Origin of the sequence: Halalkalibacter suaedae (genome assembly GCF_017939705.1) — a bacterium.
GTDB lineage: Bacteria > Bacillota > Bacilli > Bacillales > Bacillaceae_D > Halalkalibacter > Halalkalibacter suaedae.
Genome location: NZ_JAGKSQ010000005.1, coordinates 224,017 through 239,485 on the forward strand (window position 1 = coordinate 224,017; position 15,469 = coordinate 239,485).

General features: G+C 37.8%; 14 protein-coding genes and 1 pseudogene. 7 read left to right on the plus strand and 8 right to left on the minus strand.

Annotated elements, in window-relative coordinates; translation table 11 throughout:
* The first annotated feature begins 68 nt into the window (after window positions 1–68).
* Window positions 69–1,541, plus strand: coding sequence for an aminotransferase class I/II-fold pyridoxal phosphate-dependent enzyme (locus J7W16_RS13650; RefSeq protein ID WP_246880006.1), 1,473 nt, complete (start codon window positions 69–71; stop codon window positions 1,539–1,541).
* Between the two features lie 49 nt (window positions 1,542–1,590).
* Here J7W16_RS13650 and J7W16_RS13655 read toward each other — a convergent pair whose 3' ends face one another.
* The 3 genes from J7W16_RS13655 to J7W16_RS13665 all read right to left on the minus strand — a co-directional run bounded on the left by J7W16_RS13655 (window position 1,591) and on the right by J7W16_RS13665 (window position 4,201).
* The gene (locus tag J7W16_RS13655) at window positions 1,591–2,040 is read right to left on the minus strand and encodes a hypothetical protein (protein ID WP_210597874.1); all 450 of its coding nucleotides are present in this window, start codon (window positions 2,038–2,040) and stop codon (window positions 1,591–1,593) included.
* A gap of 125 nt (window positions 2,041–2,165) precedes the next feature.
* The gene (locus J7W16_RS13660; protein WP_246880007.1) at window positions 2,166–3,266 is read right to left on the minus strand and encodes a M23 family metallopeptidase; all 1,101 of its coding nucleotides are present in this window, start codon (window positions 3,264–3,266) and stop codon (window positions 2,166–2,168) included.
* A gap of 77 nt (window positions 3,267–3,343) precedes the next feature.
* Window positions 3,344–4,201: a polysaccharide deacetylase family protein gene (locus J7W16_RS13665; RefSeq protein ID WP_210597875.1), complete on the minus strand. Its 858-nt coding sequence runs from the start codon at window positions 4,199–4,201 to the stop codon at window positions 3,344–3,346.
* 93 nt (window positions 4,202–4,294) lie between these two features.
* Between J7W16_RS13665 and J7W16_RS13670 the strand changes: the two genes are divergently transcribed.
* Window positions 4,295–5,335 carry an FUSC family protein gene (locus tag J7W16_RS13670; protein ID WP_210597876.1) on the plus strand — a complete coding sequence of 347 codons (1,041 nt, stop codon included), beginning with the start codon at window positions 4,295–4,297 and terminating at the stop codon, window positions 5,333–5,335.
* A gap of 140 nt (window positions 5,336–5,475) precedes the next feature.
* The gene (locus J7W16_RS13675) at window positions 5,476–5,907 is read left to right on the plus strand and encodes a protein disulfide isomerase family protein (RefSeq protein WP_210597877.1); all 432 of its coding nucleotides are present in this window, start codon (window positions 5,476–5,478) and stop codon (window positions 5,905–5,907) included.
* A gap of 121 nt (window positions 5,908–6,028) precedes the next feature.
* On the opposite strand, the gene lpdA is transcribed toward J7W16_RS13675, so the two are convergent.
* The 5 genes from lpdA to J7W16_RS13700 all read right to left on the minus strand — a co-directional run bounded on the left by lpdA (window position 6,029) and on the right by J7W16_RS13700 (window position 11,932).
* Window positions 6,029–7,438 carry a dihydrolipoyl dehydrogenase gene (lpdA, locus tag J7W16_RS13680; protein WP_210597878.1) on the minus strand — a complete coding sequence of 470 codons (1,410 nt, stop codon included), beginning with the start codon at window positions 7,436–7,438 and terminating at the stop codon, window positions 6,029–6,031.
* A 3-nt stretch (window positions 7,439–7,441) separates the two neighbouring features.
* Complete coding sequence (locus J7W16_RS13685; RefSeq protein WP_210597879.1) at window positions 7,442–8,752, minus strand: dihydrolipoamide acetyltransferase family protein; 1,311 nt, start codon at window positions 8,750–8,752, stop codon at window positions 7,442–7,444.
* Between the two features lie 74 nt (window positions 8,753–8,826).
* On the minus strand, window positions 8,827–9,804 hold the full coding sequence (locus J7W16_RS13690) for an alpha-ketoacid dehydrogenase subunit beta (protein ID WP_210597880.1): 978 nt from the start codon (window positions 9,802–9,804) through the stop codon (window positions 8,827–8,829).
* 3 nt (window positions 9,805–9,807) lie between these two features.
* Complete coding sequence (pdhA, locus tag J7W16_RS13695; protein WP_210597881.1) at window positions 9,808–10,893, minus strand: pyruvate dehydrogenase (acetyl-transferring) E1 component subunit alpha; 1,086 nt, start codon at window positions 10,891–10,893, stop codon at window positions 9,808–9,810.
* Window positions 10,894–11,281: 388 nt separating this feature from the next.
* A complete protein-coding gene (locus tag J7W16_RS13700) occupies window positions 11,282–11,932 on the minus strand; it encodes a YkyA family protein (protein ID WP_210597882.1) in 651 nt (216 codons plus the stop codon).
* A 347-nt stretch (window positions 11,933–12,279) separates the two neighbouring features.
* Between J7W16_RS13700 and J7W16_RS22635 the strand changes: the two are divergent.
* The 4 genes and pseudogenes from J7W16_RS22635 to rnjA all read left to right on the plus strand — a co-directional run.
* Window positions 12,280–12,354 (plus strand): annotated as a pseudogene (locus tag J7W16_RS22635) (YjcZ family sporulation protein); the annotation flags it as partial.
* A 152-nt stretch (window positions 12,355–12,506) separates the two neighbouring features.
* Window positions 12,507–13,055, plus strand: a complete 549-nt coding sequence (gene def, locus J7W16_RS13710; protein WP_210597884.1) for a peptide deformylase — start codon at window positions 12,507–12,509, stop codon at window positions 13,053–13,055.
* A gap of 480 nt (window positions 13,056–13,535) precedes the next feature.
* Entirely contained in the window at window positions 13,536–13,745 is a 210-nt protein-coding gene (locus J7W16_RS13715; protein ID WP_210597885.1) for a DNA-dependent RNA polymerase subunit epsilon, read from the plus strand.
* Between the two features lie 3 nt (window positions 13,746–13,748).
* A complete protein-coding gene (rnjA, locus tag J7W16_RS13720) occupies window positions 13,749–15,416 on the plus strand; it encodes a ribonuclease J1 (RefSeq protein ID WP_210597886.1) in 1,668 nt (555 codons plus the stop codon).
* Window positions 15,417–15,469: the final 53 nt, after the last annotated feature.

Genomic DNA, 15,469 nt, shown 5'->3' on the forward strand with positions numbered 1-15,469 from the left:
AATTGTAATCTATTTCTGATATACTCAATTTGTTTTAGCTAGAACTATTTATAGAAGAGGTGAACCCGTTGTCACGACAACATCTTACTCCGTTGTTCACTGGTGTACGTACACACGCAGAAAAACAACCAATTCAGTTTCATATCCCAGGACATAAACAGGGTGCAGGTATGGACCCCGAATTTCGTTCATTCATTGGAGAGAATGCATTATCCATTGATTTAATAAATATCGCTCCACTTGATGATCTTCACCATCCACATGGAATTATCAAAGAAGCACAGCAATTAGCTGCTGAAGCTTTCGGAGCAGACCATACTTTCTTCTCAGTACAAGGTACAAGCGGTGCGATTATGACAATGATTATGTCTGTTTGCGGACCTGGCGACAAGATCATCGTACCAAGAAATGTCCACAAATCAATTATGTCTGCTATCATTTTCTCTGGTGCTACACCTATTTTTATCCATCCAGAGATTGATCCGCGCTTAGGGATTTCTCACGGGATAACAATAGATTCTGTTGAGAGAGCCCTTACTGCCCATCCAGATGCAAAGGGTTTGCTGGTTATTAATCCGACCTATTTCGGCATTTCAGGAAACCTAATACAAATTGTTGAGCTAGCACATTCCTTTGATGTACCTGTCCTAGTAGATGAGGCACATGGAGTACATATTCATTTCCATGATGATCTACCTGTTTCTGCCATGCAAGCAGGTGCAGACATGGCAGCAACAAGTGTTCACAAGCTAGGCGGATCTATGACTCAAAGCTCAATTCTCAATGTACGGGAAGGACTTGTCTCAGCCAAACGCGTTCAGTCGATTATTAGTATGCTAACAACGACTTCAACCTCTTATTTGCTGCTTGCTTCACTTGATACCGCAAGGAAGCAGCTCGCAACAAAAGGACAAGAGCTTCTTTCACGTGTGATTGATTTAGCAGAACAAACACGCGAAAAAATCAATAACATTGTGGGGATATCATGCGTCGGTAAAGAGATACTTGGAACCAAAGCTACCTATGATATGGATCCTACTAAACTGATCATTACAGTAAAAGATTTAGGATTAACCGGTCACGATGTAGAGGTGTGGCTCCGTGAGCACTATTCGATTGAAGTTGAAATGTCCGATTTGTATAATATTTTGTGTATTGTAACTATTGGTGATACTCAAGAGAAAATGAACATACTTGTTAATGCACTAAATGAGTTAGCAACAGAGCATAAAAAAGTTGAACCAGCATCAGTTGCAGCCATTTCTGTTCCTAATATTCCCGATTTGGCACTTTCACCGAGAGATGCCTTCTACGCTGAAACTGAAGTAATCCCTTTTGATGATTCGGTCGGAAGAATTATTGCAGAGTTTATTATGGTATATCCGCCTGGGATCCCCATTCTTATTCCTGGTGAAATCATTAGCCAAGATAACCTCTCCTATATAACCGAAAACCTTCGTAACGATTTACCTGTTCAAGGTCCTGAAGATGAGACCTTCAAAACACTCAGAGTTATTAAGGAACATAGAGCGATACGCTAAAAAAAGGTGACTTAAGGGCTAATTTGCCTTTAAGTCACCTTTTTATTTTCTATGATTGAGAAAAGAACGTCTGGTGTTGTACCTCAATGAAGCGACCAACCTCTTTCATAAAGATAAAATCATCCTCTGATAAGCGATAACGATCTAACGGAACAGAGAAAATGATAATGCCAAGCAGATGGTGGAGATGGTAAAACGGTAAGTAAATCTTTTGCATGCCATTTACTCTTCGATACAAATGATTTCCTCGAACCGCAACAATACTTAAAATGCTCTCCCCAAATGGAATAACTGCCTCCTCTTGCGTCGGCCCTGAAGATACCTTACGTATAAATGAGGTTTCATTCGTTTCGTAGATACTGATTGAAAAACATTCATTCATCTTGGTTGAGATAATTTTTGAGATCCCCGCATAAAAACTAAGCAGCGTTTGCACCTGTTCACGAACAGATCCAACCTCAAGGCGTAATTCATCAAGTAAATATGACTTATTTTCCATGAAGACAAACCTCCATAATTCAAAGGAATGAGTGTCAGATTGGTATTTCCACTCTGATTATTGTCTATTTTATCACAAAAAACGCCCGAGGAATTTGTAAGATCCGGACAAGTTCTGTCGAAAAATCAATTCCAAATTTCTTGGAGTATTTCTGAAACCTCTTCTTGAGAGAATGGTTTCCAAAAAAGTTCACCATAAATGAGAAGATCTTGGTGAAGATGCAATCCTCCTGAAAGCTGACCATCAACGGCAAAGCTTGTCCCAGAATTACCAACATATCCAATGATTGTTTTAGCATCTACTGCGTCTCCAACTTGGAGCGTTTCCGGAATTCCCGATAAATGAGCAAAGCGGTTCATTATACCACCTGGATACTGCACCCACACCTGTCTTCCTCTAAGTCGATCAAAAATAAACTCGGGCGTTTCTCCAAGCTCTGCAGTATATTCTAGGTCTTTATTTCTTACTTCTGGTGAAGGGTATTCAACATAATCGTGATCAGCTCTAACAACTATTCCTTCACCCATCGCATAAATAGGCGTTTCTGTTGTAATATCCCCGCCTGAAGCAAAATCGTACCAATCAATCCCCTCATGAAAACCGTTCCTATAAGGTCTAGGAGCGCCTGGCAAGTGACTAGCTATATGACTAATACCAGCATCTTCAATAGGTTTTTCTAAAAAAGATAAGTAGTCAATCACTTGTGTAGTTGTCCAATCAGAGTATTGAAAATCTAGAGGTGGACCACCTACCTTCTCCGTCGGACCATACCAGTTGAAAACAATCTGATTTTCTTCAAATTCAATTGGGATCGTTAAGCCGTCTTCAATAAATTGAACAGGTAAATAAATTTCTTCCTCCCCCTGCTCTCCTTCAACAATTAAATATATATCGTTAGAAGCTATATACTCTCCATTTCTTTCTAACACAGGAACCCCATCAATTAAATAAAACTCATCCTCATTTATCTTTAATGACAATGTTCTATGAACTGGATCAAATTGGTAACTTCCATCCGTGATTGAAATTAAATCAGCTAGCGAAAAACGGGCTTCATTTTCAGTAATTTCAATTGGCAGGCTCATTAATGTTGGATCCTCTTCAGGCATTGTCTCTTCAATATCATCTGGTTCTTCACTTGATGATTGTTCTTTATCTATTTCTTGGTTTTGACATCCAATTAGAATGCAAATACATAGAAATAATATGATGATGAATTTTTGCAATTTGAAACTCCTCCTATTTCGTCATATCTCGACTATTTTACCTTTTCAAGAGGAGAGTTGACAAGTAACCTTCAGTCCTATTCTGTCTTTATCGCTGTAGGATTAACAATTTCATATCCCTTTTCCTGCAAACCGGTAACAATGTTCTCTAGTGCCGCCGCTGTCCATTCACGATCATGCATTAAGAGGTTGGCACCATTCTTTAAGAGTGGAGTATTAACCATAATATCTGCCAATGAGTCAGCATTCATATAATCAGCTTCCCAGTCGTACCCATAAGTCCAATTCATCTTTGTCATGTTAAGCTCGTTCATGAGATTATTTGTAAATTCAGTATTTGCCCCAAATGGTGCTCGGTAAAACCTTGGTAGTTCTCCAATCACATCATAGATGATTTCATTCAACTCAATGATCTCCGCTCTTTGCTCTTCCTCAGTCAATTGAGTCATATTTGGGTGACTCATCGTATGATTACCAATCTCAAAACCCATATCATGAATTTTCTTCAGAGATTGCTTCCCTTCCTCATTGAGAAAGTGACCATTCACGAAGAAGATGGCTCCAACATTTAATCTTTTTAGTGTTTCTGCCATTTCAACAGCATATTCCTTAGGAGCATCATCAATTGTTAGTAGCACCACTTTTTCGTTTCCATTTTCTAATGGTTCTACTTCCCATGTAGCTTCATTTATCTGGTAGCGTTCAACCATCTCTTCACTAACAGGATCTTCTTCTACTATTTCTTCATTATCGGTATTCTCTTTCTTTTCTTCTGCCTCAACACCTTCTACTTCATTATTATTTTCGTCAATCTCTTCCTTACTGATTTCCGGTGCGGTTTGATCATCGATATTCTGTGATTCCTCTTGCTCTTGACATCCTACGAGAATTAAACTAACCATAATTAACAGAACTACAACACACTTCCCTCTCATTTAACCTCTCTCCTTCCGGTCATTTATTAAGTATAACAGTCAATTGTTCTCCCAATACTAATGATAGATGATTTTTTGTTAAGGGGTTTTACTATGAAAAGTTGGGTAGGAAGAAGAGTCATTAAAACAGGAATGGCTGTATTTATTACAGCTTTTATTTGCCATCTTATTGAACTTCCACCAACGTTTGCTGTTATAACAGCTATAGTTACGACAGAACCAACAGCGGCTGATTCAATTAAAAAAGGACTCATTCGATTACCAGCTGCAGCACTAGGAGCTATTTTTGCAATTGCAGCCGACTTTGTTTTCGGACAGAACGCCCTTACTTATGCACTTGTAGCAATGCTTACCATTATCGTTTGCTCAAAACTTCGACTGGATACAGGTACCTTAGTTGCAACTTTAACTGCTGTCGCTATGATTCCTGGAACAACTGATCATGCGTTTATTGATTTCATAACACGTATATCAAGTACCTCAATAGGAATTTTTGTCTCTACATTTGTAAACTTTTTCTTATTGCCACCGAGATTTGGACCAATACTATCTAAACGAGTCGATTATTTATTTGCACATTCCGGGACTAGTTTGCAATCTATCATTGAAGAACACCTCTCAGGTTCAATAAAGGATCGTACTATTTTTTATCGACAATTACAAAATGACTTAATGAAAGCATCAGAATTAATTCAATTCCAACATGATGAATGGAAATACAGAGATTCTTGCGAGTTTGAACGTCGGTCATTTAACTATTTACAAAAAAAATTGGATTATCTTCATTTTATTCTTTTCCATATAGGAAAGCTTTCCTATATACGATTAAATCAAACTCTTTCTGATAGTGAACAAAATCTTTTACATCAAATTGGACAATCGTTTTCTGCAATCTTGAAGGATCCTTATCATCAAGTAACAACTTATCATTATACACAGATAGAATTGATTAAACAGCAGAAGTTGAAATACCCACACTCTGATACATTTATTAACCAAATTTGTCATGAGCTTCTTTCACTTCAGAAAATTATTTCTGAATTAACAGAAGTAACAAGTGATGAACGACGGTTTTCAATTGAGGAAGAAAAGTATCCAACCTATATCTTTAAAAAGGAAGCCATATCTGAATAATATCAATTATTTCTAAATCACTCACGAAGTAACTTCAAAATATTTCTATTTGATTACATTTTTGTTACTACTCCGTCCTCACTCCTCTTGCATGCTAAAATAAAGAAACTAAGCATGCTCGAATAAGGAAGTGACCACTAATGGACAAGTATATTGAGATAGTCATTATAAGCTCCATACTTTTATTAAATGCTTGTGTTTCAGTCGCCACACCTAGTAATAATCCCTTAGATAATAAGGAAGATGAAACAGTCACTGTCCTTTTTTCTGATTCTTCAACACTCGCCCAAGAAAATACATATTACGATGCTATGTTAGAACTACAACAATCTCACCCGAACCAAATTCCATCTTTTCTAATCATAGACGCAGAGGAAAAAGATGCAATTCGATATTATAATGTTGAGCAATTTCCTACATTGCTAATTCTGACAGGCGAAAATGAAAAATTAAGAATTCAAGGTACGTATTCAAAAGACGAGATTCTCAAACAATTAACTGATTTACTTGAATTGGAAGAGAAAAGAGAACCTACTTCTTGTACTGATAAGAAGCGATTGTTTTTAATTTAGGACAAAAAGGGTGGCAATCATCTTTTAAGCCTTAATTAAAACAATCGCTTTTTTTTCATAAATAAAAAAGTGTTCAATAAGTCTCAAAAAAGACTTATTGAACTACCTTTTAACTTACTATTTATTTTACAATGTGAATTGGCGTTCCAAGTACTACTTCAGCCGTTTCCATTGTAATTTCACCTAATGTTGGATGTGCATGGATCGTTAATGCGATATCCTCTGCAGTCATACCAGTTTCAATAGCTAAACCAAGTTCTGCAATCATATCTGATGCACCTGGACCTGCAATTTGTGCACCGATGACTAATCCATCCTCTTTACGTGTAACAAGCTTCATAAAACCATCAGCATCATTTAGAGATAAAGCACGGCCATTAGCAGCAAATGGGAATTTTGCAGCCTTCACATCAAAACCAGCTTCTTTTGCTCCAGCCTCATCATAACCAACACTTGCAAGTTCTGGTTCAGAGAAAACTACAGCAGGAATCGCTAAGTAGTCAACCTCAGACTTCTCACCAGCAATAACCTCAGCAGCAATCTTACCTTCGTATGAAGCTTTATGAGCTAATGGAGGACCTTCTACAATATCACCAATTGCGAAGATATTTGACACGCTAGTACGACATTGCTTGTCGATTTTAACAACCCCACGATCAGATAGCTCAACACCAACTTGCTCAAGCCCTAGCTCATCTGTGTTTGGCTTACGGCCAACCGTTACTAGACAATAGTCAGCTTCAAATACTTCTTCTTTTCCGTCAACTTCAGCCGTAACCTTAACGCCGTTTTCTGACTCTTCAACGCCTTTTGCCATAGCACCCATCTTGAATTGTACGCCATTTTTCTTTAGACGACGTTCAACAAGTGTAGCCATTTGCTTTTCAAAACCACCTAGAATTTGTTTGCCGCCTTCTAGGACAACAATTTCAGTTCCCATGTTTGAAAAGGCACCTGTTAATTCAATACCGATATAACCGCCACCAATAACAACCATTTTCTTAGGAACATCTTTCAATGCTAAGGCACCAGTCGAATTAATAACACGATCCGTATATTTGAATGCAGGAATTTCAATTGGACGTGAACCAGTCGCAATTATACAATTTTTGAAATTGTATGTTTGAGCACTATTTTCATCCATGATACGTACAGAGTTTTCAGAAGCAAAGTATGCTTCTCCACGTACGATTTCAATTTTATTCCCTTTTAATAGACCTTCAACACCACCAGTTAATTTCTTAACAACTGATGCTTTCCACTCTTGAACTTTGTCGAAGTTGATCGAAACTTTTTCAGCGATAATCCCCATATCCTCTGAATGTTTCGCATTGTGATAACGATGTCCAGCAGAAATCAAAGCTTTTGAAGGAATACAACCAACATTTAGACAAACTCCGCCGATTTCTCCCTTTTCAACAATCGTTACTTTTTGTCCGAGTTGAGCAGCACGAATGGCAGCAACATAACCTCCAGGACCTGAACCAATGACAAGCGTATCTACTTCATTTGCGAAATCTCCTACAACCATTTCTTACCCCTCCATTAACAATAATTGTGGATCATTTAACAGTCGTTTAATATGATTTAAAGCATTCTGAGCTGTTACGCCATCAATTAGGCGGTGATCATAACTGATCGAAAGAGCAAGAACTGGTGCAGCGACAATTTCTCCATCTTTGACAACAGGCTTCTCTTCAATACGACCAATACCTAAAATAGCTACTTCTGGATGGTTAATGACTGGTGTGAACCAAAGCCCACGAGCAGAACCAACATTCGAAATTGTTGCTGATCCACCTTTCATTTCTGCACCACTAAGTTTAGCATCACGAGCTTTTGCTGCCAACTCATTAATTTCATCAGCAAGAGCAAAAATAGACTTACGATCAGCATCCTTAATAACTGGTACAAATAAACCGTGCTCTGTGTCAGCAGCAATACCAATATTAAAGTATTTCTTATAAACAATTTCCTCATTTGCATCGTCAATTGATGCATTTAATGTAGGGTACTTACGTAAAGCTGCAGTCAATGCTTTAACAACATAAGGTAAGTAAGTAAGCTTCGTGCCTTGGTCTGCTGCAATCGCCTTGTATTGTTTACGATGTGCAACAAGTGCAGAAACCTCAACTTCATCCATATGTGTAACATGTGGTGCAGTATGCTTCGAATTTACCATTGCTTTAGCAATAGCCTTACGAACACCTTTTAGAGGTACGCGTTCTTCTAATTCACCAGCAGGAATCGCAACTGGCTCTGATTTTGCTTTCGATGCTGCAGCTGGTGCTTCGTTAGCTTCAGCAGATGTTTCGTTTTGCACTGAAGTCTCGGCTTTTGCACCACCATTTAAGAATGCATCAACATCTTCCTTTACAACGCGACCATTCTTGCCAGTACCACTTACTTTAGAAAGGGTAACACCTTTTTCACGTGCATATTTTCTTACTGAAGGCATTGCAATCACTCTTGTATGCTCATCAGCTTCTTCGTCGTTTACAGTTGGTCCTGGTGATCCAGTAGAGTCATTTGCTGGAGCTGTTTTTTCTTCAGCTTTTTCTTCTGTTTTTTCTGGAGCTGGAGCACTTTCTTCAGCTGGGTTCGCATCTCCTGCATCAATAAGTAACAGAACATCACCAACAACACTTACTGTTCCTTCTTCTACCTTGACTTCTAAGACCTTACCATCAACAGGTGATGGAATTTCTACTACTGCTTTATCATTTTGAACTTCCATGATGATATCATCTTCTTTGATTTCATCACCTGGTTTAACGAACCATTTTACAATTTCACCTTCGTGTATGCCTTCACCGATATCCGGCAACTTGAACTCATATGCCACTTGGAGTGCCTCCTTTTTTCTATCCAATTAGGTAAAAAGGAAAGACGTTCATCTTCCCTTTTTGTGCTTGTCTATTAGAAGTTAATTACTTTCTTAGCTGTTTCTACGATTCCTTTGTAATCAGGTAACCAAACATCTTCTGCTGCTGCAAATGGGAACACCGTATCAGGTGCAGCTACTCTTAGTACTGGTGCTTCAAGGCTTAAGATCGCACGTTCTGTAATTTCAGCAACAACATTTGCAGCGATACCTGCTTGCTTTTGAGCTTCTTGTACAACAATAGCACGGTTAGTCTTCTCAACAGATGCAATAATTGTGTCAATATCAATTGGGCTAATCGTCATAAGATCGATTACTTCAACATCAATTCCTTCTTTTTCTAACTCTTCTGCTGCTTTAAGAGAAGAGTGTACCATTGCTCCGTATGTAACAATAGTTAAGTCTTTTCCTTCACGCTTAATATCAGCTTTACCTAATGGAATTGTGTACTCCTCTTCAGGCACCTCACCTCGGAAAGAACGATAAAGTTTCATGTGCTCTAGGTAGACAACTGGATCGTTATCACGAATAGCAGAGATTAAAAGACCTTTTGCATCATAAGGAGTTGAAGGAATAACAACCTTCAAACCAGGAGTTTGGGCAACAAGTCCTTCTAAACTATCAGCGTGCATCTCTGGTGTCTTAACACCGCCTCCAAATGGAGAACGAATAGTTACTGGTGAAGTTAGCTTTCCGCCTGTACGGTATCTCATTCGGTTCATTTGACCAGCAATTGAATCGAAGACTTCAAAGATAAATCCAAAGAACTGTAATTCCATAACTGGACGGAAGCCAGTCAATCCAAGTCCAATTGCAAGTCCACCAATTCCAGACTCAGCAAGTGGTGTATCAAATACTCTTTCTTCTCCAAATTCTTTTTGAAGGCCTTCAGTTGCACGGAATACACCGCCGTTTTGACCAACGTCTTCACCAAACACAAGTACATCTTCATTATTTTTTAGCTCATTACGCATCGCGTCCGTAATGGCTTGAATCATCGTCATTTGTGCCATTGATTATTTCGACTCCTTTGCTGTATACTCTTCCATTTGCTCACGAAGATTTGAAGGTAGATCCTCGAACATAAAGCCAATTAGATCTGTAACTTTTTGTTTCGGAGCTGCATCAGCTTCTTTAATAGCTTCTTTAATATCCGCTTTCGCTTGATCAACTACCTCGTTTTCTTTTTCTTCGTTCCAAAGATTTTTGCCTTCTAGGAACTTACGGAAACGAACAAGTGGATCTTTCTTTGTCCATTCATCATCTAGATCTGAAGAACGGTAGCGTGTTGGATCGTCTCCAGCCATTGTATGAGGACCATAACGGTATGTTAAGGTTTCGATAAGTGTCGGACCTTCACCAGCTAATGCACGAGTACGAGCATCTTTCGTTGCAGCGTAAACAGCAAGAACGTCCATCCCGTCAACTTGAATTCCTTCAATCCCAGCAGCTACTGCCTTTTGAGCGATTGTCTTTGCTGCAGATTGTTTTTCAACAGGAACTGAAATCGCAAATCGGTTGTTTTGAACAATGAAGATCGCAGGAGCTTTGTAGGCACCAGCAAAGTTCATTCCTTCATAGAAGTCCCCTTGTGAAGCACCACCATCACCTGTATATGTAATGGCAACAGTATTTGTCTCTTTACGCTTAAGACCAAGAGCAACACCTGCAGTTTGGATAATTTGTGCTCCAATGATGATTTGAGGAATCATGATATTTAATTCATCAGGAATCTGTCCACCTGCAAAGTGACCACGTGACCATAAAAACGCTTGATGTAATGGCAAGCCATGGAATACAATTTGTGGAATATCACGGTATCCAGGTAAGATCCAATCCTTCTTTTCTAGTGCAAACTGAGAACCCAGCATTGAAGCTTCTTGACCAGCTACAGGTGCATAGAAACCTAATCTCCCTTGGCGGTTTAATGAGATTGCTCTTTGATCCCATATTCTTGTGTAAACCATTCTTCTCATTAGTTCTTGTAATTGCTCATCACTAAGCTCAGGCATAGCAGCTTCGTTAACTACTTCGCCTTCCTCGTTTAAAATTTGAAACGTCTCAAATTGACTTTCAACTTGCTCTAACGTTCTTGTACTCATTTACCTTCACCTCTTCCTTATAATAAAAAAAACTCATATTAACACTAGGTTTTAAACAAACTTTGACAATTCTCTACCATAGAATGCCCAAACTGTTCACATCCATAACCAAATGTGAAACAACTTTTTGAAATATGATATTTATATAATTAGAATTGTCAATGATCCATCCATTCTGTATTAGTTAGATCAATGGCATAGTAATACAACATTTGCTTACGAAAATAAGTCTACCTTAGATCAAACAATTTCGTCAATCCTTTTGTATTCTTGTTTTACCCGAGACCATATTGGAAATTATTCTCAAAGGAAAATATCTGTGTTATATATCAATATATTTATTTATAATACAGTTTGTTGATGAAAATAAAAAAAACAGCCCTTAACATTAGTCATAACTAATGTTAAGTTCAGCTGCTTCATAAAATTTTCTTTTGTTTTCATTGTATGAGTCAGTGGCTGTATTGAATGCTTCCTTATGTTCTTCGACAACTTCATACTGTTCATTCACACTTTGAACTTGGGTTTGAAGCTCCTCCATTACAAGATCTTCACTTTTTAACTGAGTAAAAAGCTTCTGATCTCGATTGGCCGCTTCATTGTATGAATTATATAGTAACTGATATTGCTCATATCTTTCCTCCATTGTTGCTTGAAGTTCTTCTAGACTCGACAGAAGTTCTTCGTCTTCAAACTGTTCATTATACTCTTCAATTTTACTAAACTCCTCATAACTAGCTTCAATACTTGCCTTTTCTGTTTCAAGCATCTGTTTACGTGAATCTATAGAATTAAGAGCCTCATCAGCCAACGATTGAATTTTTTCAATCTCACTAGTACCAATAGCTATAATTTCTTCAAAGAGTTCGTTCTCCCTCATCTCTGCATTCTGCAAAGGTTGTTGCTGCTCTTCAAACGGTTGCTCTAACTCAACAGCTGCTTCTAAATGTTGATAAACATCTTCAGCAGCATTATTACCACAAGCTGCCAGTAAAAAAATTAGCATGATACCCATAGTACTCCATTTAATATATTTCAAGAATCTTCCCCCTCAACACTTTTTTTCCTAACATTAACAATACACATCTTTCTAAGCCCTGTAAATGATGCTAGTATATGAATTCATCTACCCGTTTATGAGCCTGTCCGAACATAATCATTAGAAAAATCTTCAAATATAGGCATTCATCCAACCATACACGATTGTTATGCATATGGTAATTAGTGAACCGCAGGTAATGCGGTGCTATGAATTTAAAGGAGGAATGTAAAATGTACGGATACGGATATGGATATGGTGCAGGTGTAGGAACTGGTTGTTACGATCCTTGCGGATATGGATATGGTGCTCCAGTAGCTCCAGTAGCAGCTCCAGTAGCAGGTGCTGGAAGAGGATTTGCGTTAATCGTTGTCCTTTTCATCCTTTTAATTATCGTTGGTGCTTCTCGCTTTGGAGTATAATTAAAATCAAGTTCATCTTAACGAAAAAGACAGTGATGGAAAATCCTCACTGTCTTTTTTCTCATATCTAAGAACATACTAAAAACAAAATTACTTGATCTTTTACCTTTTTATTTTTAAAGTTATCTTATGTGCAAAGGAGTGATACATAAATGTTAACAATGCAGGATGTCGTACGAGAAGGTAATCCTATCTTAAGAGAAGTTGCAAAAGAAGTACCATTACCAGCTAGCAATGAGGATAAAGAAACACTACAAAAAATGCTCGATTTTGTTATCAATAGCCAGGATCCAGATAAAGCAGAAAAATATAATTTAAGGCCAGGTGTAGGAATTGCCGCTCCGCAAATTGGCATTTCAAAACGTATGTTTGCTGTACATGTTACAGATGATCAAGACCGATTATACAGTATGGGCCTTTTCAATCCGAAAGTGATCAGTCACTCTGTTGAAGAAAACCATTTAGAAGGTGGTGAAGGCTGCCTGTCTGTAGATCGAGATATACCAGGGTTAGTACCTCGATATTCAAGAATTACAATTAAAGGTACAAACTTAGATGGTGAAGAAGTAACACTTCGACTGAAAGGCCTCGTCGCAATCGTTTTTCAACATGAACTTGATCACCTTAATGGGATTATGTTTTATGACAGAATTGAAAATTTCACCGACAAACTCAAAAGACCACTCCCTAACGGTCAATAATACCCCACTGTTAGGAGGATGTGCGTTCAACACTAGCACCCCTCCTACCTTTTTTAGAACTTGATCTCCACTTCTCCTTACTCTTTTTACTTCCTCATAATCAATTCTTTTATTAACGAAAGCACTATTCTCCTCTCTTTTAAATCATTTCTACCATTTATTACCTCGAACGGACAGAGACGATCCAACACATACTAAGGACATCAAATCCTTACAAACTGGACATCGTTTGCTAAAAAACCCATCGAGAGGAGAGATAGTATGCTACGTAAACTTAGAAGAAAAATCGTTAAAGGATGCAAGAATCTTTTACCTAAAAACCGCTTAATAGAGGTATAAATACCTGATAAAAGACTAAACTTTACGGCTATAGCTTCATTATTTAGTTATTATCCATTAGATAAAAAAAAGAAAAACATGAAATCATATGATAATTACTTTATAATGAAAATATAACCAATAGTAAGGAGAGGTAGAATTATGATTTTTAAAGTTTATTACCAAAAGAAATTTAACCAGGTTCCTGTACGTGAATTTACAGAAACGATATTTGTAGAAGGTGAAAGCGAAGCCGACGTGAGGTTAAAGCTTGTTCCTCGTAAATATAATATTGAATTTATTACACCACTCTCTGGAGCATACCTAGAATATGAACAGCAAAGCGAAGATTTCAAAGTGGAGACAATATAATTTATGAAACAAGTTAAAAATAATCAAACAGCTGTATTTGCCTTAGGCGGTCTTGGTGAAATCGGAAAAAATACGTATGCTGTTCAATTTCAAGATGAAATTATTTTAATCGATGCCGGAATAAAGTTTCCAGAGGACGAGCTTCTTGGTATTGATTATGTGATACCTGATTACACGTATTTAGTGAAAAATGAAGATAAAATTAAAGGGCTTTTTATTACCCATGGTCACGAAGATCACATTGGTGGTATCCCTTATTTACTTAGAGCGGTCAATATTCCTATTTACGGAGGCAAGTTAGCACTTGGATTATTAAAAGGTAAGCTTGAGGAACATGGCTTATTACGCTCAACTAAGCTAATTGAAATACATGAAGATCAAATTGTTAAATTCACTAAAACATCTGTTTCATTTTTCAGGACGACACATAGTATCCCAGATTCGTACGGAATTGTTGTTAAGACCCCTCCTGGGAACGTCGTTCATACAGGTGATTTCAAATTTGACTTTACGCCAGTTGGAGAACCTGCTAATTTAACGAAAATGGCAAAAATTGGTGAAGAGGGAGTTCTTTGCCTTCTATCAGATAGTACAAACAGTGAAATACCTGAATTTACCATGTCCGAAAGAAAAGTCGGAGAAAGCATCGATACAATTTTCCGTAAAGTTGAAGGGCGAATAATTTTTGCTACATTTGCTTCCAATATCCATCGTTTACAACAAGTTGTTGAATCGGCTGTTCAACATGGTCGCAAGGTTGCTGTTTTCGGTAGAAGTATGGAGTCTGCTCTTACAATTGGACAAGAGCTTGGATATATAAGCGCACCAAAGAATACGTTTATTGAACCATCTCAATTAAATAAATTGCCGGATAATCAAGTAACGATTCTTTGTACAGGAAGTCAAGGTGAGCCAATGGCAGCTCTTTCTCGGATTGCTAATGGTACACACCGACAAATTCAGATCATACCGGGCGATACAGTTGTATTTTCTTCATCACCTATTCCAGGAAATACACTAAGTGTAAGCAAAACAATTAACCAACTGTACCGAGCTGGTGCTGATGTTATCCACGGTTCTTTAAATGACATTCATACATCAGGTCATGGTGGCCAAGAGGAACAGAAATTAATGTTACGATTAATGAAGCCTCAATATTTCATGCCAATTCATGGTGAGTATCGTATGCTTAAAATGCATATTAAGCTTGCAAAGGATTGTGGTGTTGATGAAAAGAACAGCTTTATCATGGACAATGGTGACGTATTGGCACTCCATCCAGATGAAGCTGGTGTTGTTGGAAAGATACCATCCGGTTCTATTTATGTTGATGGGAACGGTATTGGAGATATCGGAAATATCGTTCTAAGAGACCGTCGAATTCTTTCAGAGGAAGGACTCGTCGTTGTGGTAGTCAGCTTAAATATGAAGGAATTCAAGGTAACTGCGGGACCTGACTTGATTTCGAGAGGCTTCGTTTACATGCGAGAGTCGAGTGACTTAATCCATGAAGCACAAAAATTATTGTCAAATCATCTCAATGAAGTGATGGAACGTAAAACGTCACAATGGTCTGAAATTAAAAATGAGATCACCGATTTGCTTGGTCCTTTTCTTTATGAACGCACGAAGCGTAAACCAATGATCTTACCAATTATTATGGAAGTATAAATAAGTAGGGGAAATGTTAATGGTTAAATTAGACCTATAATGTTTCCCCTTTT

Bases quoted from the DNA above. Each gene is read 5' to 3' on its own strand.
- J7W16_RS13655 (WP_210597874.1), bottom strand. From the start codon at position 2,040: ATGGAAAATAAGTCATATTTACTTGATGAATTACGCCTTGAGGTTGGA.
- J7W16_RS13665 (WP_210597875.1), bottom strand. From the start codon at position 4,201: ATGAGAGGGAAGTGTGTTGTAGTTCTGTTAATTATGGTTAGTTTAATT.
- J7W16_RS13670 (WP_210597876.1), top strand. From the start codon at position 4,295: ATGAAAAGTTGGGTAGGAAGAAGAGTCATTAAAACAGGAATGGCTGTA.
- J7W16_RS13675 (WP_210597877.1), top strand. From the start codon at position 5,476: ATGGACAAGTATATTGAGATAGTCATTATAAGCTCCATACTTTTATTA.
- lpdA (WP_210597878.1), bottom strand. From the start codon at position 7,438: ATGGTTGTAGGAGATTTCGCAAATGAAGTAGATACGCTTGTCATTGGT.
- J7W16_RS13690 (WP_210597880.1), bottom strand. From the start codon at position 9,804: ATGGCACAAATGACGATGATTCAAGCCATTACGGACGCGATGCGTAAT.
- pdhA (WP_210597881.1), bottom strand. From the start codon at position 10,893: ATGAGTACAAGAACGTTAGAGCAAGTTGAAAGTCAATTTGAGACGTTT.
- def (WP_210597884.1), top strand. From the start codon at position 12,507: ATGTTAACAATGCAGGATGTCGTACGAGAAGGTAATCCTATCTTAAGA.
- J7W16_RS13715 (WP_210597885.1), top strand. From the start codon at position 13,536: ATGATTTTTAAAGTTTATTACCAAAAGAAATTTAACCAGGTTCCTGTA.
- rnjA (WP_210597886.1), top strand. From the start codon at position 13,749: ATGAAACAAGTTAAAAATAATCAAACAGCTGTATTTGCCTTAGGCGGT.